17 protein-coding genes are annotated in these 19501 nt (G+C 70.1%); 8 read left to right on the top strand and 9 right to left on the bottom strand.

Annotated elements, in window-relative coordinates:
* Positions 1-16: 16 nt before the first annotated feature.
* Positions 17-3520, top strand: coding sequence for a ThuA domain-containing protein (locus tag AW271_RS23660; protein WP_062339763.1), 3504 nt, complete (start codon positions 17-19; stop codon positions 3518-3520).
* Between the two features lie 47 nt (positions 3521-3567).
* On the opposite strand, the gene rhaS is transcribed toward AW271_RS23660, so the two are convergent.
* The 4 genes from rhaS to AW271_RS23640 are packed head-to-tail and all read right to left on the bottom strand — an operon-like array spanning position 3568 to position 8021.
* Complete coding sequence (rhaS, locus tag AW271_RS23655) at positions 3568-4635, bottom strand: rhamnose ABC transporter substrate-binding protein (RefSeq protein ID WP_062339760.1); 1068 nt, start codon at positions 4633-4635, stop codon at positions 3568-3570.
* Entirely contained in the window at positions 4632-5573 is a 942-nt protein-coding gene (locus tag AW271_RS23650; RefSeq protein ID WP_062339758.1) for an ABC transporter permease, read from the bottom strand. The genes rhaS and AW271_RS23650 overlap by 4 nt, the downstream gene beginning before the upstream one ends.
* Positions 5563-6555 (bottom strand): ABC transporter permease, encoded by a 993-nt coding sequence (locus AW271_RS23645; protein WP_062339757.1) that lies wholly within the window; start codon positions 6553-6555, stop codon positions 5563-5565. The genes AW271_RS23650 and AW271_RS23645 overlap by 11 nt, the downstream gene beginning before the upstream one ends.
* Positions 6552-8021, bottom strand: a complete 1470-nt coding sequence (locus tag AW271_RS23640) for a sugar ABC transporter ATP-binding protein (protein ID WP_062339755.1) — start codon at positions 8019-8021, stop codon at positions 6552-6554. The genes AW271_RS23645 and AW271_RS23640 overlap by 4 nt, the downstream gene beginning before the upstream one ends.
* Positions 8022-8169: 148 nt before the next feature.
* On the opposite strand from AW271_RS23640, the gene AW271_RS23635 reads away from it, so the two are divergent.
* Positions 8170-9156, top strand: a complete 987-nt coding sequence (locus AW271_RS23635; protein ID WP_062339753.1) for a LacI family DNA-binding transcriptional regulator — start codon at positions 8170-8172, stop codon at positions 9154-9156.
* A 4-nt stretch (positions 9157-9160) separates the two neighbouring features.
* Here AW271_RS23635 and AW271_RS23630 read toward each other — a convergent pair whose 3' ends face one another.
* The 5 genes from AW271_RS23630 to AW271_RS23615 all read right to left on the bottom strand — a co-directional run bounded on the left by AW271_RS23630 (position 9161) and on the right by AW271_RS23615 (position 10675).
* Complete coding sequence (locus AW271_RS23630) at positions 9161-9469, bottom strand: gamma-glutamylcyclotransferase family protein (RefSeq protein ID WP_062339750.1); 309 nt, start codon at positions 9467-9469, stop codon at positions 9161-9163.
* A gap of 94 nt (positions 9470-9563) precedes the next feature.
* Positions 9564-9806 carry a type B 50S ribosomal protein L31 gene (locus AW271_RS23625; RefSeq protein WP_062339748.1) on the bottom strand — a complete coding sequence of 81 codons (243 nt, stop codon included), beginning with the start codon at positions 9804-9806 and terminating at the stop codon, positions 9564-9566.
* Between the two features lie 3 nt (positions 9807-9809).
* Complete coding sequence (gene rpmG, locus AW271_RS38905) at positions 9810-9974, bottom strand: 50S ribosomal protein L33 (protein WP_083977121.1); 165 nt, start codon at positions 9972-9974, stop codon at positions 9810-9812.
* Positions 9975-9991: 17 nt separating this feature from the next.
* The gene (locus AW271_RS23620) at positions 9992-10198 is read right to left on the bottom strand and encodes a hypothetical protein (RefSeq protein ID WP_062339746.1); all 207 of its coding nucleotides are present in this window, start codon (positions 10196-10198) and stop codon (positions 9992-9994) included.
* A 69-nt stretch (positions 10199-10267) separates the two neighbouring features.
* A complete protein-coding gene (locus tag AW271_RS23615; protein WP_062339744.1) occupies positions 10268-10675 on the bottom strand; it encodes a RidA family protein in 408 nt (135 codons plus the stop codon).
* A 289-nt stretch (positions 10676-10964) separates the two neighbouring features.
* Between AW271_RS23615 and AW271_RS23610 the strand changes: the two genes are divergently transcribed.
* The 6 genes from AW271_RS23610 (at position 10965) to AW271_RS23585 (ending at position 19475) form a co-directional block, all read left to right on the top strand.
* On the top strand, positions 10965-13688 hold the full coding sequence (locus AW271_RS23610) for a discoidin domain-containing protein (RefSeq protein WP_062339743.1): 2724 nt from the start codon (positions 10965-10967) through the stop codon (positions 13686-13688).
* A 207-nt stretch (positions 13689-13895) separates the two neighbouring features.
* Positions 13896-14678, top strand: a complete 783-nt coding sequence (locus AW271_RS23605) for an IclR family transcriptional regulator (protein ID WP_063818088.1) — start codon at positions 13896-13898, stop codon at positions 14676-14678.
* Positions 14675-16063: an aldehyde dehydrogenase family protein gene (locus tag AW271_RS23600; RefSeq protein WP_062339738.1), complete on the top strand. Its 1389-nt coding sequence runs from the start codon at positions 14675-14677 to the stop codon at positions 16061-16063. Before AW271_RS23605 ends, AW271_RS23600 begins: the two co-directional genes overlap by 4 nt.
* Positions 16060-17529, top strand: coding sequence for a sugar ABC transporter ATP-binding protein (locus AW271_RS23595; protein WP_062339736.1), 1470 nt, complete (start codon positions 16060-16062; stop codon positions 17527-17529). The genes AW271_RS23600 and AW271_RS23595 overlap by 4 nt, the downstream gene beginning before the upstream one ends.
* Positions 17526-18473: an ABC transporter permease gene (locus AW271_RS23590; protein WP_218008160.1), complete on the top strand. Its 948-nt coding sequence runs from the start codon at positions 17526-17528 to the stop codon at positions 18471-18473. The genes AW271_RS23595 and AW271_RS23590 overlap by 4 nt, the downstream gene beginning before the upstream one ends.
* A gap of 18 nt (positions 18474-18491) precedes the next feature.
* Positions 18492-19475 (top strand): substrate-binding domain-containing protein, encoded by a 984-nt coding sequence (locus AW271_RS23585; RefSeq protein WP_218008159.1) that lies wholly within the window; start codon positions 18492-18494, stop codon positions 19473-19475.
* Positions 19476-19501: the final 26 nt, after the last annotated feature.

Genomic DNA, 19501 nt, shown 5'->3' with positions numbered 1-19501 from the left:
CCTCCCAGGGAGCGCCATGCGCAGGTACCTCATCGGCCTCTTGACCCCGCTTCTGTTGTTGTTAGCGCTACCAGCCCCGGCCGCGGCGGCGCCCGTCTTCCGGGCGCTGCTGTTCACCGAGACGGCGGGCTACGTCCACGACTCGATCTCCGCGGGCGTCACGATGGTCAACAACATGGCGGCCGCGAACAACTTCGAGGTCGTCCAGAGCAACAACTCCAGCTCCTTCACCACCGCCAACCTGGCCACCTTCGACGTGGTCATCATGCTGCAGAACTCCGGCATGGTCTGGGACAACGACTCCCAGCGCCAGGCCCTGCAGAGCTACGTCGAGGGCGGCGGCGGCATCGTCGCCATCCACAACGCCACCGACATGGGGATCGAGTCGACGTTCCCCTACTGGGACAACCTGATCCAGGCGGGCGCGCACATGCCGGCCCACTCCAACATCGTCCAGGGCACCGCCAAGGTGGCCGACGACGTCCACCCCTCCACGTCCGGGTTGCCTGACCGCTGGACGCGGACGGAAGAGTGGTACAACTTCGACCGCAGCATCCGCGGCGACGCCCACATCCTGGTGACGGCCGACGAGACGACCTACTCCCCCGGCGGCAACGCCATGGGGCACGACCACCCGATCTCGTGGTGCCGTGAAGTCGGCACGGCCAAGGTCTGGGCGACCGCCATGGGGCACACCGCCTCGACCTACAGCGAGGCCTACTTCCAGCAGCACGTGCTGGGCGGGATCCGCTGGGCCGGCGGCGAACTGCCCGGCGACTGCGGCGGCACCGTTTGGAACCGTTTCCAGAAGGTGACCCTCGACTCGGCCCCCAACCAGCCGATGCAGCTCGACATCGCGTCCGACAAGACGGTCTTCTACGCCAGCCGGGCCGGACAGGTGAAGACGATCAACCCGTCGAACGGGCAGATCGCGACCGCGCACACCCTCAGCGTCTACACCGGCGGTGAGGACGGCCTGGTCGGCCTGGCCCTCGATCCGAACTTCGCGTCGAACCGGTACATCTACCTCTACTACTCGCCGACCGGCAGCCAGTCGATCGTGCGGGTGTCGAGGTTCACCTACACCGCCGCGAACGCGCCCAACGCGCTGAGCAACGAGCAGGTGCTGCTCACCATCCCGGCCGAGCGCATCGACGAGCCGGGCCACACGGGCGGTTACCTGACGTTCGGCCCGAACGGCAACCTGTACATCGGCGTCGGCGACGACGTGAACCCGAACGCCTCGTCCGGCTACGCGCCGATCGACGAGCGCTCGGGCCGCGCCCACTTCGACGCGCAGCGCACCGCGGCCAACACCAACGACCTGCGGGGCAAGATCCTGCGCATCCACCCGGAGACCAACGGGACGTACACGATCCCGAGCGGCAACATGTTCACCCCGGGCACCGCGAACACCCGCCCGGAGATCTACGCCATGGGCTTCCGGAACCCGTTCCGGTTCTCGGTGAACAAGGAGAACGGCTGGATCTCGATGGCCGACTACGGCCCCGACGCGGGTTCGGCCAACTCCAGCCGGGGCCCGGCCGGCATCGTCGAGTACAACCTGATCAAGTCGCCGGGCTTCTACGGCTGGCCCTACTGCACCGGCAACAACACCCCGTACAACGACTTCAACTTCGCGACCAACCAGTCGGGGTCGTTGTTCAACTGTTCGTCGCCGACCAACACCTCGCCCAACAACACGGGTCTCCAGACGCTGCCGGCCGCGCGGGCGGCGAACGTCTGGTACTCCTACAGCGGCAACACCGCGTGGCCCGAGATGGGCAACACCGGCGGCGCGGCCCCGATGGGCGGCCCGTTCTACCACTTCGACCCGAACAACACCTCGGAGACCAAGTTCCCCCGGTACTTCGACGACACCCCGTTCTTCTACGAGTGGAGCCGGAACTACCTCGCCGAGATGCGTCTCGACGGTTCGGGCAACATCCTCAAGGTCAACCGGTTCCTGTCGTCGATGCAGTTCCGGTCGCCGATGGACATGAAGTTCGGGCCCGACGGGTCGATGTACATGATCGACTGGGGTAGCGGCTTCGGCGGCACCAACACCGACGACGGCGTCTACCGCATCGACTACATCAACGGCTCCCGGGCTCCGATCGCCAGGGCGTCGGGTACGCCGACCTCCGGTCAGGCGCCGCTGACGGTGCAGTTCTCGTCATCGGGCTCGGCCGACCCCGACGGTGACGCGATCACCTACGCGTGGGACTTCACCGACAACGGATCGGTCGACTCGACGTCGGCCAACCCGAGCTTCACCTACAGCTCCAACGGCAACTACACCGCGCGCCTGACGGTCCGGGACGCCGGCGGCAAGACCGGCACTGCCACCGTGCCGATCGTCGTGGGCAACACGGCGCCGACCCTCCAGTTCAGCGCCCCGCCGAACGGCGGCGCGTTCGACTTCGGCGACACGATCTCGTACACCATCACCGGCAGCGACCCCGAGGACGGGGCCATCGACTGCTCGCGTGTGCAGGTCATCATCGCCCTGGGGCACGACACGCACAGCCACGACGTCGACCAGCGCACCGGCTGTTCGGCGACCATCACGACCCAGCAGTCGGGGCACGATGCCACGCAGAACGTGTTCTACGTGCTCTCGGCCACCTACACCGACAGCGGCGGCCTCAGCAGGGGCGCGGAGCTGATCCTCCAGCCCAAGATGAAGCAGGCCGAGCACTTCGCGAACTCCTCCGGGGTCCGGGTCGTGGCGGACACGACGGCCCAGGACGGCAACCGGGTCGGCGACATCTCCAACAACGACTGGATCTCGTTCGCGCCCATGGCGACCCAGGGGGTGACCGGGATCTCCTACCGGGTGTCCTCGATCTCCTCGGGCGGTTCGATCGAACTGCGGGCGGGCTCGCCGACCGGAACCCTGCTCTCGACCACCTCGGTGCCCTCGACGGGAGGCTGGACCACCTACGCCTCGACGGCCGTCAGCAGCGTCACAGGGGTGAGCGGCAGCCAGACGTTCTACCTGGTGTTCAAGCACTCGACGGCCAACCAGTTCGACCTCGACTCCTTCACCCTCCAGGGTCAGGGCGTCGGCAGCGGGTCGTCGACCACCGGACCGGTCGCCAACGGCGTCTACCAGATCGTCAACGTCGGTTCCGGCAAGGCCGTGGACATCGAGAGCCAGTCGACGGCCGACGGCGCCAGGGCGGTCCAGTGGACGGTCGGCAGCGGCACGAACCAGCGGTTCCGGTTCGTGGACGCCGGCAGCGGGGCGTTCCGCCTCCAGGCGATGCACTCCAGCAAGTGCCTGGACGTGTCGGGCGCGTCGACCGCGGCGGGCGGGCTGCTGGTCCAGTGGACCTGCCACACGAACGCGAACCAGTCGTACCGGTTCACCGCGCAGGGGTCGAACTGGCGTATTCAGGCGGGGCACAGCAACCTGTGCCTCGAAGTGCCCGACACCGCCAACCTGACCCAGCTCCGGCAGAACACCTGCTCCTCGGCCACCAGCCAGCAGTGGTCGCTGACCAGGATCAGCTAGCGTGACCGGCCGGCCCCCGGAGACGATCCGGGGGCCGGTTCCGGCCGTCAGAAGTCGAAGTCGTCGATGTTCTGCGCGTCGAACACGGTCGGCTTGCCCAGCAGCACCTCGCCGCCCGCGCCCACCGTGTACTCGCCCAGCCTGCCCGCCTTGAACCTCTCCCCTTCGGCCCCCGTGATCTGCCCGGAGGCCAGCGCCGCGGCGGCCCAGCCGGCCAGGTAGCCGAGGTCGCCCGGGTTCCACAACTCGAAGCCCTCGATGGTGCCGTCCTTGACGAAGGCGCGCAGCTGGTTGGGGGTGCCCAGGCCGGTGAGCTTGACCTTGCCCTTGAAGTCGGAGTCCGACAGGTACCGCGCGGCGGCGGCGATGCCGACGGTGGTCGGGGAGATGATGCCGGCCAGGTCGGGGTAGCTGCGCAGCAGGCCCTGGGTCTCGGTGAACGACTTCTGGTCGTCGTCGTTGCCGTAGGCGACCTTCACCAGCTCCATGTCCTTGTACTCGGGCTTGGTCAGCTCGTCCTTCATGAACTCGATCCAGGTGTTCTGGTTGGTCGCGTTCGGGGTGGCCGACAGGACGGCGATCTTCCCCTTGTGGCCGAGCTGCCCGGCGAGGAGCTGGACCTGGGTGCGGCCGAGGTCCTCGGCGCTCGCCTGGTTGACGAAGACGTTCCGGCCGTCCTGGGCGGTGTCGGAGTCGTACGAGACCACCTTGATGCCCGCCGCCATGGCCTGTTTGAGCGCCGGGACGACCGCGTTGGGGTCGTTGGCGGAGATGACGATGGCGTCCTGCTTCTGCTGGATCAGCGTGTTGATGTAGGAGACCTGCGACGACGCGCTCGCCTCCGACGGGCCGACCTCCTTGCCCTCGCCGCCGAACTCCTTGGCGGCCGCGACGCCGTCGCGGTTGGCGATGGTGAAGTAGGGGTTGTTGACCTGCTTGGGCAGGAAGGCGATCTTCAGGCCCGGTTTGATCGGGGCGTTCGGGTCGGCGGCGGCGGGGGCCGTGGACGCCGCCGGGGCGGCGCTGCGCTGGGCGGCCACGTCGGACCTGGTCGTGCCGCCGCAGGCCGTGGCCAGCAGCGCGAGCCCCGCCAGGAGGGCGATCGGACGCTTCATTGGACCGGTTTCCTTTCCAGACGGACTTTCAGGTTCGGTGCGAGCACCGATGCGACGAGCAGCAGGCCCGTCACGAAGTTGAGGACCTCGTTGGCGACGTCGGCGAGGATGAGCGCGTTGCGGACGACGGCCAGCAGCAGCACGGCCGCCACGACGCCCGCGAGGGTGCCGCGTCCGCCGAAGATCGACACCCCGCCCAGCAGGACGGCGGCCACGACGGCCAGTTCCAGCCCGACGCCGTTGTCGGCGCGGGCGCTGGCGTACCGGAAGGTGAACACGAGCGCGGCCAGGCCGGCCATCGTCCCGGAGGCGACGAACAGCCAGAACTTGATGCGCTTGACCCGGATCCCGGCGAAGTAGGCGGCCTCCTCGTTGGCGCCCAGCGCGGTGACGGCCCGGCCGAGGCCGGTCGCGTGCAGCAGGATCCCGGCGGCGACGGCGAGCACCACGACCAGCAGGGTCAGCAGCGGGATCGGCCCGAGTGACTGGGTGGCCAGGCCGGTGTAGGCGGGCGGCAGGTCGGCCACCGCCTGGTCGCCGAGGATGACGTAGGCCAGGCCCCGGTAGAGGGCGAAGGTGCCGATGGTGACGGCCAGCGACGGCAACCCGAGCCGGGTGACCAGGAGCCCGTTCAGCGCGCCCGCGAGCGCGCCGGTGACCAGGCAGATCGGCATGATCGCCTCGATCGGCAGACCGGCGGTCCAGAGCCGGCCGAGCACCGCGCAGCACAGCCCCAGCGTGGACGCGACCGACAGGTCGATCTCGGCGGCGACGATCACCAGGGTCATGGTCAGCGCCATCAGGGCGATCTCGGTGACGTCCAGGAGCAGGAAGGCGACGTTGGAGCCGTTCGCGAAGCCGTCGACGCCCAGCGAGGCGGCGACGGTGACGGCGGCGAGCAGGGCGACGACGAGGGTCTCCCAGCGGTCAACGCGCATCGCGCCTCCGTTTCCTCAGCGACCGGGCGACCCGCAGGGCGAGCAGGCGGTCGAGCATGATGGCGGCCAGGATCAGCGCGCCGTTGACGGCGGTCTGGGCGAGCGCGTCCACTCTCAGCACGGCCAGGGCGCTCGTGATGCCCGACAGCAGCAGCGCGCCGAGGGCGGCGCCGTAGACGGTCCCCGAGCCGCCGAAGATGGCGACCCCGCCGACGACCACGGCGGCGATGACGTCGAGCTCCTTGCCGGTGGCGACGGTGGCGTCGACGGTGCCGAACCGGGCCGCCCACATGACCCCGGCGAGCCCGGCCAGCGCGCCCCCCGCCACGAACGCCGACACGACGCGCCGCTTCACCGGGATGCCGGCCAGCACCGCGGCCTCGGGGCTGGAGCCGATGGCGTAGAGCTCGCGGCCCTGCGGCAGGTTGCGCAGCACCCAGCCGACGGCGAGCAGCACTGTGAGCGCGACCAGCGCCGGCAGCGGCACGCCGAGCACGTCGGCGGAGCCCAGGCGCAGGAAGCCCGGCGGCATGTCGGCGGCGTTGACCTGGCGTCCGCCGGCCCAGGCGTGGTCGACGCCGCGGAAGGCGTAGAGGGTGCCGAGGGTGGCGACCAGCGCCGGGACCTTCGCCACCCCCACGAGCAGGCCGTTGACCGCGCCGCACGCCGCGCCGAGCAGCACGCACCCGGCGATCACGACCGGGATGGGCACCTGCGGATGGTCGGCCAGGATCAGCGCGCCCCCGAACGCGCTGATCCCGACGACCGAGCTGACCGACAGGTCGACGTTGCGGGTGACGACGACGAGCGTCTGACCGACGGCGAGGGTGGCGATGATGGCCGAGTTGAGCAGGATGTCGCGCAGCCCCGCCGGGGAGAGGAAGGCGGGGTTGACGGCCCCGGTGACGCCGAACAGCACGACCAGCGCGACGACGATCCCGAGCTCCCTGACCCGGGCGATCCGGCCGGCGAAGACGGTCACGCGGGCCTCCCCGTCGCGGCGGCGACCACCCGTTCCTCCGTCGCCTCCGCCCGGGGGAGGTCGGCGACGAGCCGTCCCTCGTGCATGACGAGCACCCGATCGGCCATGCCGAGCACCTCGGGCAGCTCCGAGGAGATCATCAGGACCGCGAGACCCTCGGCCGCCAGTTCCGACAGCAGGCGGTGGACCTCGGCCTTGGTGCCCACGTCGATGCCCCGCGTGGGTTCGTCGACGATCAGCACGCGGGGTTTGCGGGCCAGCCACTTGGCCAGCACGACCTTCTGCTGGTTGCCGCCCGACAGGACGGTCACGGCGTCGGTGAGGCCGGCGTACCGCACCTGGAGGCGGATCGCCCAGTCGGTGGCGCGGGCGCGCTCGGCGGCGCGGGAGAGCAGGCCCCATTTCAGGGTGGTCAGGCCGATGTTGCGCTCGATCGACAGGTCCATGACGAGGCCCTGCTGCCGCCGGTCCTCCGGCACCAGCGCCACCCCGGCGGCCATGGCCTCGGTGGGGCTGCCCGCGCGTAAGGGGCGTCCGGCGACGTGGACGGAGCCGGCGTCCCGGCGGTCGACGCCGAACACCGCGCGGGCGACCTCGCTGCGGCCCGCGCCGACCAGCCCGGCCAGGGCCACGATCTCGCCCGCGCGCACCTCGAAGGACACGTCGGTGAAGACGCCCTCGCGGGTCAGCCGGTCGACCTTGAGGGCCACCTCGCCGGGCACGGTCGGCTGTTTGGGGAACAACGCCGCCAGGTCGCGGCCGACCATGCGCCGGACCAGGTCGTCGGGCGTGATGTCGGCGAGCACGTCGGTGGCGACGACCGCGCCGTCCCGCAAAGTCGTCACCCGCTCGCACAGTGCGAACATCTCGTCGAGGCGGTGTGACACGAACAACACCGCGCGCCCCTGGTCGCGCAGCGACCGGGCCACCCCGAACAGGCGCTCAACCTCGGGCCCCGAGAGGGCGGCGGTCGGTTCGTCCATGACCAGGACGCGGGCGTCCCGCGACAGCGCCTTGGCGATCTCGACGAGCTGCTGGTCGGCGATCGACAGGCCGCGCGCGGGCCGGGCGGGGTCGAGGGGCACGCCGAGCCGGGAGAACAGGTCGAGGGCGCGGGTCCGCATCGCCCGCCGGTCGACGCGGCCGAACGAGCGCCGGGGGTGGCGGCCCATGAAGACGTTCTCGGCGACCGACAGGTCGGGGAAGAGAGCAGGCTCCTGGTAGATGACCGCCACCCCGGCCGCCCGGGCGTCGGCCGGGCCGTGGAACTCGACCGGCTCACCGTCGAGGAGCAGGGCGCCCTCGTCGGGGCGGTGCACGCCGGACAGTATCTTGACGAGGGTCGACTTGCCCGCCCCGTTCTCCCCGGCCAGGGCGTGCGCCTCGCCGGGGGCCAGGTCGAGTGACACCCCGCGCAGGGCGCGGACGGCGCCGAAGGACTTGCTCACCTCCCGCAGCGCGAGCATGCGACCTCCCGGTCCGGAAAAACGTTTCAAATTTGTCCGGACAGTAGATGAGCGTTACTGCGCCGTCAATAGCGGATTTCCCCGTCATTACGCACAATGGCGGCCCTCACGTTGCCTCTTGGCGCTTATTACGTTTTAATCAACGTCCATGAGCGACGTGGGGATCAAGGATGTCGCCGCACGAGCCGGCGTCTCGCCGGGCACCGTGTCCAACGTGCTCAACCGGCCCGAGAAGGTGTCGCCCGCGACCCGCGCGAAGGTCGAGGCGGCCGTCCGGGAGCTGGGGTTCGTGCGCCACGGGTCGGCCTCCACGCTGCGGGCCGGGCACAGCAAGACCATCGGCCTGTCGGTGATCGACATCGGCAACCCGTTCTTCACCGACGTCACGGCCGGGGTCGAGGAGGTCGCCAGCGACCTCGGTTACGCCGTCATCCTCAGCAACTCGGCCGGGTCCCGGGCCAAGGAGGAGCGCAACCTGCTCGTGCTGGCCGAGCAGCGGGTGCGCGGGGTGCTGATCACCCCGTCCGACGAAGACCCCGAGCGGCTCGACCGGCTGCGGGCGCGGGGCATCGCCGTCGTCCTGGTCGACCATCCGGCCCACTGCCCCGACCAGTGCTCGGTCGCGGTCAACGACATCGGCGGGGGCATGACGGCGGTGCGCCACCTGATGGGCACCGGCGCGAAATCGATCGTGTACGTCACGGGCCCGCTCACCATCCGCCAGTGCCTCGACCGCAGGGCCGGCGCCGAACGCGCCTACGGCCGCCCGCTGCGGGTGATCGAGATGGGCGCGATGACCCCCCGCGCCGGCCAGCAGGCCGCCGAGAAGCTGCTCTCCGAGGGAGACCTGCCCGACGCCGTGTTCTGCGCCAACGACCTGCTCGCGCTCGGCCTGCTGCGCGGCCTCACCCACGCGGGCGTGCGGGTGCCCCACGACGTCGCCCTGATCGGTTACGACGACATCGACTTCGCGGCGGCCTCGGCGGTGTCGCTGACCTCGATCCGCCAGCCGACCCACCAGCTCGGCCGGGTGGCGACCGAGCTGCTGCTCGACGAGTGCGACAACCCGGCCACCCACGCCCACCAGCAGATCATGTTCCAGCCCGAGCTGGTCGTCCGCGAGTCGACCCGGTGAGGGGTCAGACGGCCTCATTGGAGAGATAGACCCACGCGGTGACGCCCGACTTGAGGGTGACGAGCCGGCGGGCGTACTCGACGCCCTCGTAGGCGTCGGCGGCGGCCAGCTCCTCGGCGCTGATCTGGTAGATCACTCCCAGCACCTCTTCACCGGGCGAGCGCCGGACCATGGGGAACGTGCCGCCGGTGAGCGTGATCGTGGTCAGGCGGTGGTTCGGCAGCGCGTCGGGGCGACCTTCCAGCCGGCGGCCGAACTGGGCGAGCTGCACCCGTTCGAGCTGGAGGGTGCCGTACGAGAAGAGAAAGATCACCCGCCCAGTGTGCCAGCGAGCGGCGTCCTGCCGACGACGGCGGGAGACTCTGTGAAACGGAAGAGCCGGCCGCCATGGGCGGCCGGCTCCGAGATCACTTGGCGTAGCGGCGGCGGAAGCGCTCGACGCGTCCGGCGGAGTCCACCACGCGGCTCTTGCCGGTGTAGAACGGGTGGCTGGCGGAGCTGACGTCGACGTCGACGACCGGGTAGGTCTGACCGTCCTCCCACTCCACCGTCTTGTTCGACCGCACCGTCGACCTGGTCAGGATCGCGAAGCCCGCGCTCGGGTCGCGGAAGACCACGGGACGGTACTCGGGGTGGATGCCCTTCTTCATGCGCTATCGCTCCTCTCGGAAGGTCACGTGCTGCCGGATGACGGGGTCGTACTTGCGCAACTCCATCCGGTCGGGGTTGTTGCGACGGTTCTTCCTGGTCACATAGGTCGCGCCGGTACCGGCGGCAGACCGGAGCCGGACCAGCGGCCGGAGCTCACTTCGCTTCACGGGATCGAAAACCGTTTTCAATCACCGGATATTCCCGCCCTTGTACGCCGGTAGTAGGACCACCCGGCGAACGCGCCGGTGAGGGTGAACGGTTCGGCCGCGCTCGCCTCGGCCACCGCCCGCGGGATGCGGACCGGCAGCGTGAGCGAGTAGCCCACCAGCACGAGGGAACCCAAGACGGCCGGGGTCAGCGGCACCCACGGAGGGACCGTCGTCGGCGTCATGGCCGTAGCATCCACGCCGCCGCCTGTGATGGGCCTGAGAGACGCCGATGAGCCTCTCAGCCCGTGCCCTCAGTCGAGCACGGCGGCGACGGCCTCGATCTCGACGAGCTGGTCGGCGTAACCGAGCACGGTGACGCCCATCAGAGTGCTCGGCACGTCATGGTCGCCGAAGGCGTCCCGGACCACCCTCCAGGCGGCGACCAGATCCTCCTGCCTGGTGGACGCGACGAGCACCCTGGTGCTGATGACGTCCTGCAACGACGCGCCGGAGTCCTCAAGGGCCGTCCGCATGTTCTCGACGGCTTTGGCCGCCTGGCCCGCGTAGTCCCCGATCGCCGCCGTCGAGCCGTCGGCGTTCAGGGGACACGCTCCGGCGAGGAAGATGAGCCGTGACCCGGCGGGCGCCGTGGCCGCGTAGGCGTACTGAGCCACGTCGGACAGAGAAGCGGACCGGATCAGAGTGATGGCGCTGGGCATGGCCACTCAGGCCTTTCACATCGGGAGCAAAACGCCCATGCTGGCACGGGCGGACGCCCGCCGCCTCCCCATTTCCGCGGGCCAGGCCACTTCTCCCGGACCGCTGATCGCGCGCTGGTGAGAGGCTTCGCCGCAGACACGGCCCCGCCGGTTTCGGCAACACACCAGAACGATCGCCGTTATCGACTTGTTGCTTTCGGCGCTCTTTGAAACCTCCCCGCAACAATCTACGGTGCGGGATAACGTTATCCCACTCTCGCCATCCGGGCCACCACGGAAAGGCATCTTCATGATCAGAACGCGTGGCTTAGCCATAGCCTCCGCGCTCGCGCTGCTCGCCGGCCTGACCACGGCGACGGCCGCGCAGGCCGCCACCCCCACCCCCGACCAGCAGTGGAGCGCCGTCCAGTCGCTCGTCGGGGCCGTCAAGGGCCGCTGGACGAACCAGGCCTACACCGGCTCGGTCACCGACACGATGCCGGACACCGCGCTCCTCGGGAACGGCGACATCGGGGTCGTCTCGGGCGGCGGCGACGGGTTCAAGACGTTCCGGATCGCCAAGGGCGACTTCTGGACCGCCAGCAACAACCGGTCGCTCGTCGCGCTCGGGTCGGTCTCGATCAACCCCGTGAGCAGCGGCGGGTCGCCGAACCTGGCGCTCGGGGCGACGGCGACGGCGTCCAGTTCGCACGCGTCGTTCCCGCCCGGGCGGGCCGTCAACGGCGGGTGGGGGGCCGGCTACGAGGGCTGGGTCTCGAACATCGGCAAGCCGCAGACGATCACCCTCGACCTGGGGTCGGCGAAGACCTTCACCCGGTACGTCCTGCGCCACGACGCCGCCGCCCGCCCCGCCGAGACCGCCAACACCACGAAGAACTGGACGTTCCAGACCAGCGACAACAACTCCACCTGGACGACCCGCGACACCGTCACCGACAACACCGCCGCCACCACCGACCGGACCGTCGGCGGCGTCACCGCCCGGTACGTGCGGCTGGTCATCAGCGAGCCCACCCAGGGCACGACCTCCGACAGCGCGACCAACCCCCGGGCGCGCATCGGCCAGTTCGAGCTCTACAACGGCACCGGCGGCGGAGGCGGCGGCGCCTCGTTCCTGGAGGAGCAGAACATCCTCAAGGGCGACGTCGACACCACGATGAGCCTCGGCGGCGCGCCCGTCACCATGCGGACGTGGGTGGGCGCCACCGACAACCTGGTCGTCACCCGCATCCAGGCGAACGCCGCCACCACCGTCAGGGTCTCGAACACCACCCAGATCCAGAACGGCCGCGCCGGGTTCACCAGCACGTCGGGCACCTCGGGCAGCACGATCTGGGCGGCCCGCCAGACCTCCTCGGGCCAGTGGACCTCCCGCGCCGCCCTCGCCACCCGCGTGATCGGCGGCACCCAGTCGGTCGCGAACAACCAGATCACCGTCGCCATCCCGGCCGGCGGCGTGGTCAACGTCGTCACGGGCGTCGCCGGCGGCGGCACGAGCACCGGCGACCCGGCCCCGGCCGCGCGCGGCCTCGCCGACGCGCAGTCGGCGTCCAGCGTCGACACCCAGTACGCCGCCCACCTCGAATGGTGGAAGCAGTACTGGCTGAAGTCCTACGTCGACCTCGACGACGACGTGCTGGAGCGCTACTACTACGCCGCCCAGTACTTCATCGGCTCCTCCAGCCGCGCCGGGAAGACCGCGCCGGGCCTGTTCGGCATCTGGGCCACGACGGACTATCCGTTGTGGGGCGGCGACATGCACCTCAACTACAACTGGATCGCCAACTTCTACGGCGTCTACTCCTCCAACCGCCCCGAACTGGCCCTGCCGGTGTTCGACCTGGTCAGCGCCTACCTCCCGGAGGCCCGTCGGCGTGCCACGCAGGACCTGCGCCGGGTCAACTCCGGCTACGTCAACGGCCGCTTCCCGAGCGGCGGGGTGCCGTCGGGCGTGCTGTTCCCGGTCGGCATCGCGCCCAACGGCTCGACCGCCGACGACAACTACCACCAGCAGGTCGGCAACAGCCTGTTCACCGCGACCCAGTACGTCGCCTACTGGCAGTACACCCGCGACCAGACGTGGCTCTCGCAGCGCGGCTATCCCTTCATGAAGGAGGTCGTCACGTTCTTCCAGCACTGGCTGCAACTGGAGAACAACCGGTTCAACCTCTACTCCGGCCCGCACGAGGGCACCTGGGCCCGCAACTCCAGCGCCGACCTCGGCATGCTGCGCACCCTGCTGGCCACCACGATCGACGCGAGCACCCGGCTGAACGTCGACTCCGGCTCGCGCGCCACCTGGCAGGACATGCTCAACCGCCTCGCGCCGATCCCCCGGACGACGCACAACGGCGTGCAGGTGTTCGCGCTCGGCGACCCCGGCACGCTCAGCGACGGGCGGGCCATCCGGCCCGGCGACAACACGGTGAACCTGGAGTTCGTGCACCCGGGTGAGGCGCTGGGCATCAACGGGCCGGCGGCCGACCGCCAGGTCGCGATCCAGACGCTCGACGCGATGAACTCCTGGGGCCAGGACAACTCCTTCCCGAAGGTCTTCACCCAGGCGGCCCGGGTCGGCTACCCGGCCCAGTCGCTCATCGACCGGCTCAAGACCCAGATCACCAACCGGTCGGCGGCCAACTTGCGGGTCACCGACCCGCACCACGGCCTGGAGAAGTCCGGCACCGTCGAGGCGATCAACAGCCTGCTGCTGCAGAGCGACCTGGGGATCATGCGGGTCTTCCCGGTCTGGCCGTCGGGCAAGAACGGCTCGTTCGTGAAGCTGCGCGCCAAGGACGGCTTCGTCGTCTCGTCGGCGCGCCAGAACGGGCAGGCGGCCTACGTCGACGTCACCAGCACCGCGGGGGCGCAGCTGCGGCTGCAGAACCCGTGGCCGGGGCGCGGCGTGACCGTCGTCCGGGTCGGCGGCGGCTCGGTGTCGCCGTCGGTGAGCAACGATGTCATCACTTTCTCCACGGTTGCGGGGGCGACGTACTCGATCACAGCCAACTAGATCACCCGAAAGGCCGGTCACCACGCGTGGCCGGCCTTTTGTGTCTGCAAAAACGACAAACTAACACGCAAGAAGCTGACTGCTCTGCAAGAAAATCACTCTATATGCGACAAATACCCCATACGGCAAGGGCTTGACAGGATTTGAGGGCGATGCAACTCTCGCAAGCATGTTACAAGAATATGAAAATAGATTCGAGTAACTCGAATGCAGAGTGGTCGTAAATCAGCAAGCGTCGACAAAGCCTTCGAGCTGGTGCACGCCGTCTCCGACGCCGGGCGCGACGGGATCACCCTGGGCGCGCTCGCGAGCCGCGCCGGGATCGCCGTCAGCACCGCCCACCGGTACGTGACGTCCCTGCTCGAACTCGGAGTGCTCGACCGCGACGCGGCCGGGTCATACCGGCTCGGGGTCACCCTGATCATGCTCGCCGGGCAGTACCTCGACGAGGACGGCCTGCGCGCCGCCGCCCGGCCCTACCTGGCCGAACTGGTGGAGGTGAGCGGGGAGACCGTGCACCTCGGGGTGCTGGTCGGCGAGCAGATCGTGTACGTCGACAAGGTCGAGAGCGCGAAGTCGATCCGGCTCGTCTCGCACATCGGGAAGCGGGCGCCGCTCCACTGCACCGCCATGGGCAAGGCGATGCTCGCCCTGCTGGGCCCGGCCCGGCGCGACGAGATCCTCTCGGGGCCTCTTGAGGTGCGTACACCCAAGACCCTCGTCGGGAACGCCCTGCTCGCCGAGCTGGGCGTGGTGCGGGACCAGGGCTTCGCGATCGACGACGAGGAGAACGAGGAAGGGGTGCGCTGCGTCGGTCTGGCGATCATGAACGCCTCCGGCGAGCCGGTCGGCGCGTTCAGCGTGTCGGCCCCGGCCGCGCGGTTCAGCCGCGACGACTGCCACCGCCTCGCCCCCAAGGCCCGCGCGATGGCCGCCGACATCAGCAAACGGATCGGCGGGCGAACCCCCTATCGAAGGAGCAGCACATGAGCATCCTGGTGCGGAACCCGGGGACCGGCGAGCCTCTCGGCGAGGTGCCCGACCTGAGCGCCGACGCAGTCGTGGCCGCCATCGCAGACGCGCAGAAGGGGCAGCGCGCGATGGCGGCCATGCCGGGCCACGAACGGGCGGCCCTGTTACGCCGGGTGGCCGACCTGATCGAGGGCGAGATCGAGTCGCTGGCCGGCCTGCTGGCCAGTGAGAACGGCAAGCCGTTGACGCAGTGCCGGGGTGAGGTCGAGGCCGCGGTCCGCATCTGGCGGGGGTATTCGGCCGAGGCGACCCGGTTGTTCGGCCGGCAGACGCCGATGGACGCGGTGCCCGGCATGGAGCGCCACCTCGCGGTGACGATCCGCGAGCCGCTGGGCGTGGTGGCCGCGCTGGTGCCGTTCAACTACCCGGTCGAGCTCTACTCCCACAAGGCCGCCGCCGCGCTGGCCGCCGGGAACGCCGTGGTCGTGCAGCCCCCGGCCAAGTGCCCGCTCGCGTTGATCCGGGTCGCCGAACTGGTCGAGGAGGCGGGCGCGCCCGAGTTCGCCCACCAGATCGTCACCGGCGGCGTCGAGGTCTCGACCACGCTGGCCGAGGCTCCGGGGATCGCCGCGATCACCCTCACCGGCAGCACCAACGCCGGGCGGGCCATCGCCAAGCTCGCGTCGGGCACGCTGAAGAAGGTCTTCCTGGAGCTCGGCGGCAACGACGCGATGATCGTCTGCGACGACGCCGACGTGGCCGCCGCCGCCACCGCCGTCACCCTCGGCCGGCTGGCCCGCGGCAACGGCCAGATCTGCTGCGCGGTCAAGCGGGTGTACGTCCAGGACGGCGTGCACGACGCCTTCGTCGCCGAGTTGTCGGCCCAGGCGGCCAAGCTGGTCGTGGGCGACCAGATGGACGACGGCACCGACGTCGGGCCGCTGATCACCGAGCAGGCCGCCGAAGAGGTCGAGAAGGCCGTCGGGCGGCTCGTCGGCGAGGGCGCGCGGCTGGTCGTCGGCGGCGGCCGCCGGGGCTCGTTCGTCGACCCGGTCGTGCTGGTCGACGTGCCGGTCGAGAGCCCGACGTTCGCGGAGGAGATCTTCGGGCCGGTCGCGCCGATCGCCCGCTTCGCCGACCCGCGCGAGGCCGCCGCGCTGGTCTCCGACTCCCCCTACGGCCTGCACGCCTCGGTGTTCACCCGCGACGTCTCGCGCGCGTTCACCCTGGCCAAGCTGCTCGACGTCGGCGGGGTGATCGTCAACGGGTCGACCGCGATCCGGGCCGAGAACCTGCCCTTCGGCGGCACCAAGGACACCGGCGGCTACCGCGAGGGCCTGCACGAGACCGTGCTCGACTTCACCCGCCAGAAGACCGTGCTGGTCATGGAGGCGTTCGGATGAGCCTTGAGCTCCGGGACGTCCGGAAGAGCTACGGCGACGTGGAGGTGCTCCACGGCGTCGACCTCGTCGGGCGCGACGGCGAGGTCCTCGCCGTCGTCGGGGCCAACGGCGCGGGCAAGTCGACCCTGATCCGGATCTTCGCCGGGGCGCACGCGATGTCCTCCGGCGAGATGCGCGTCGACGGCGAGGTCGTGCACCTGCGCTCGCCGCACGACGCCCACGAGCGCGGCATCCGCACGGTCTACCAGGAGTTGTCGATCGTGCCGGGCCTGTCGGTCACCGAGAACCTGCTGATGGGACAGTTCCCGAAGCGGAGAACCGGCCTGATCGACTGGCCCGCCGCGCACCGCAGGGCCAAGGAACTGCTCGACGCCGCCGGCTTCGGCGCCATCGAGCCGCGCACCATCGCCGGCCGCCTCACCGTCGCCCGCCAGCAGATGGTGGAGATCGCCAAGGCGCTGGCCGGGGAGGTGCGGGTGCTGGTCCTGGACGAGCCCTCGGCGGTCCTGGCCGGCAGCGACCTCGACGCGCTGTTCGACCTGATCCGGCGCCTGAAGGCGCGCGGGGTCCTGGTCGTGTACGTCTCCCACCGCCTCGCCGAGGTCATGGAGCTGGCCGACTCGATCGTCGTCATGAAGGACGGCGTGATCATCGAGACCACCGAGCCGGCCCGCACCTCGGAGGACGAGCTGATCCGGCTGATGGCCGGACGCAAACTCGAGCAGATCTACCCGGACAGGCGCTCCGAGACGGGAGAGGCCCGGCTGTCGGTCCACGGCCTGTCGCGGAGCGGCGAGTTCTCCGACGTCTCCTTCGAGCTGCGCGCCGGCGAGATCGTCGGCCTGTTCGGCCTGGTCGGCTCGGGGCGCAGCGAGATGGCCCGGTGCGTGTTCGGCGCCGAGCCCCCGACCTCCGGCACGGGGGCCTTCCGCTCCCCCGCCGACGCCATCTCCCACGGTCTGGCGTTCGTCACCGAGGACCGGAAACGCACCGGCCTCGTCGGCGGGATGACCGTGACCGACAACATCGCCCTGGCGACCATGCGGGCCACCACCAAGGGTCCGCTGATCGACATGCCGGGGCGCAGGGAAAGGGTCGCCGGGATGATCGACCGGCTCAGCATCCAGCCCGCCCGGTGCGCCACCATGCCGGTGGCCGCGCTCAGCGGCGGCAACCAGCAGAAGGCCGTGCTCGCCAAGTGGCTGCTGGCCGAGCCGCGCGTGCTCATCCTCGACGAGCCGACCCGGGGCGTCGACATGGCCACCCGGGTCGACATCTACCGGATGATCGACGCGCTGGCCCGCGAGGGCCTGGCCGTGCTGCTCATCTCCTCCGACCTGACCGAGGTGCTCGGCGCCACCGACCGCGTGCTGGTCATGCGCGAGGGCCGGCTGGCCGGCGAGCTGCCCTCCGAGGGCACCACCGAGGACGAGGTGCTCGCGCACGCGATCGGGGTGGCCGCGTGAGCGTCAACGCGCTGCCCAAGATCTCCCGCGACCTGCTCGTCACGGCGGCGTTCGGCCTGCTCATCGTGGTGATGGTGGTGGTGGCCGCGGTGACGACCGAGTCGTTCCTCACCCAGGCCAACCTGACGAACCTGCTCAAGCAGATGGTCACCATCGGCCTGCTGGCCTACGGGATGCTGGTCGTCATCCTCACCGGCGGCATCGACCTGTCGGTCGGGTCGGTGGTGGCGTTCTCCGGCATCCTCACCGCCGGGATGGTGTCGAGCCTGCCCATCCCGGCCGCCATGGCCGTCGGCGTCGTCGCCGGCATCGGCTTCGGCCTGGTCAACGGCGTGCTGGTGGCCCGGTTCGGGCTGGCGCCGTTCGTGGTGACGCTGGCGTCGCTGACCACCATCAGGGGTCTGGCCTTCGTCTACTCCGAGGTGCCGATCGCGCCGGAGGACCCGGCGTTCTTCACCCTCGGGTCGGCCATGGCCGGGCCGATCCCGGTCTCCACCCTCATCATGTTCGCCGTCTTCCTCGTCGGCGGCGTCTTCCTCACCCGCACCCCGGCGGGGCGCTCGATCATCGCGATCGGCGGCAACGCCGAGACGGTCCGGCTGGCCGGCATCAACGTGCGACGGCACGTCGTGCTGGCGTACACCATCTCGGGCCTGTGCGCCGGGCTGGCCGGGGTGATCCTGGCCAGCCGCGTCGGCATCGCCCAGCCCAGCGTGGGCGTGGCGTTCGAACTCGACGCCATCGCCGCCTGCGTCATCGGCGGCGCCAGCCTCGCCGGCGGCAAGGGCTCCGTCCGCGCCACCTTCGGTGGCGTGCTCGTCCTGGTCCTGATCAACAACCTGCTCAACCTGTACGGCGTGCAGAGCTTCTGGCAGCAGGTTCTCAAGGGGTTGATCATCATCGCCGTCATCCTCGCCCAGCGCACCAACCGCGTGCGCGCGTAACCCCCCAGGAGAAACACCGTGATTTCCAAGAAGATCCTGGCCGGCGCCGGCCTGTGCCTTGCGATGCTGACCGCCTGCTCCGCGGGTTCGGAGGAACCGGCGACCGGCGCCGCCGCCTCGGGCGACGGCGGCTACACGATCGGCGTCGCGAACTTCATGCTGAGCGGCCCCTACTTCAGCGGCATGGACAAGGCGATCGCCGCCCAGGCCCAGAAGAAGGGCAACGTCGAGATCATCAGCACCGACGCCAACGGCGACGCCGCCAAGCTCGCCAGCAACGTCGAGGACCTGCTGACCAAGAACGTCGACGCCGTCATCATCTCGGGCGGCCCGCTGGAGTCGGCCCCCGCCGTGCTGAACAGCATCAAGGCGGCCGGCAAGCCCGTCGTCCTGGTCGACCGCAAGTTCCAGACCGGTGAGTACACCAGCTGGATCGGCCCCGACAACGAGGCCATCGGCCGCCAGAACGGCGAGTACCTGTCGACCGCGCTGCCCGACGGCGGCAAGGTCGCCATCATCAAGGGCGGCCCCGCCGACAACACCATCGGCTCGGCGCGCACCAACGGCGTCAAGTCGGTGTTGTCGGCCAACTCCAAGTTCACCCTCGTCGAGGCCCCCGACTTCGGCAACTGGGGCTCCGACGGCGGCCTGACCGTCATGGAGAGCCTGCTCGCCACCAACAAGGACATCAAGGCGGTGTTCTGCGAGAACGACGCCATGTGCCTGGGCGCGCAGCGCGCCATCGCGGACGCGGGCCTGTCGGACGGCATCATCATCGCCGGCGTCGACGGCCAGGCCGAGGCGCTGAAGGCGATCCTCGACGACACCAACTACAAGGTGACCGGCCTGAACGACGCCGACATCATCGGCGCCAAGGGCCTGGACCGCGCGGTGGAGATCCTCGGCGGCGCGGCCAACGTCGAGAAGGACACGGTCGTGCCCTCCCCGATGGTCACCAAGGACAACGCCGCCCAGTTCCAGAACCCGGACGGCAGCTTCTAGACCTTTCGTTCCCAGCCGGGGTGGCG

Source organism: Herbidospora sakaeratensis, from assembly GCF_001570525.1.
Lineage (GTDB): Bacteria > Actinomycetota > Actinomycetes > Streptosporangiales > Streptosporangiaceae > Herbidospora > Herbidospora sakaeratensis.
The sequence above is the reverse complement of the archived record's forward strand: the minus strand, read 5'-3'. Positions and strand labels throughout refer to the sequence as shown.

Bases quoted from the DNA above. Each gene is read 5' to 3' on its own strand.
- AW271_RS23660 (WP_062339763.1), top strand. From the start codon at position 17: ATGCGCAGGTACCTCATCGGCCTCTTGACCCCGCTTCTGTTGTTGTTA.
- rhaS (WP_062339760.1), bottom strand. From the start codon at position 4,635: ATGAAGCGTCCGATCGCCCTCCTGGCGGGGCTCGCGCTGCTGGCCACG.
- AW271_RS23650 (WP_062339758.1), bottom strand. From the start codon at position 5,573: ATGCGCGTTGACCGCTGGGAGACCCTCGTCGTCGCCCTGCTCGCCGCC.
- AW271_RS23640 (WP_062339755.1), bottom strand. From the start codon at position 8,021: ATGCTCGCGCTGCGGGAGGTGAGCAAGTCCTTCGGCGCCGTCCGCGCC.
- AW271_RS23635 (WP_062339753.1), top strand. From the start codon at position 8,170: ATGAGCGACGTGGGGATCAAGGATGTCGCCGCACGAGCCGGCGTCTCG.
- AW271_RS23625 (WP_062339748.1), bottom strand. From the start codon at position 9,806: ATGAAGAAGGGCATCCACCCCGAGTACCGTCCCGTGGTCTTCCGCGAC.
- AW271_RS23620 (WP_062339746.1), bottom strand. From the start codon at position 10,198: ATGACGCCGACGACGGTCCCTCCGTGGGTGCCGCTGACCCCGGCCGTC.
- AW271_RS23615 (WP_062339744.1), bottom strand. From the start codon at position 10,675: ATGCCCAGCGCCATCACTCTGATCCGGTCCGCTTCTCTGTCCGACGTG.
- AW271_RS23610 (WP_062339743.1), top strand. From the start codon at position 10,965: ATGATCAGAACGCGTGGCTTAGCCATAGCCTCCGCGCTCGCGCTGCTC.
- AW271_RS23605 (WP_063818088.1), top strand. From the start codon at position 13,896: ATGCAGAGTGGTCGTAAATCAGCAAGCGTCGACAAAGCCTTCGAGCTG.
- AW271_RS23600 (WP_062339738.1), top strand. From the start codon at position 14,675: ATGAGCATCCTGGTGCGGAACCCGGGGACCGGCGAGCCTCTCGGCGAG.
- AW271_RS23595 (WP_062339736.1), top strand. From the start codon at position 16,060: ATGAGCCTTGAGCTCCGGGACGTCCGGAAGAGCTACGGCGACGTGGAG.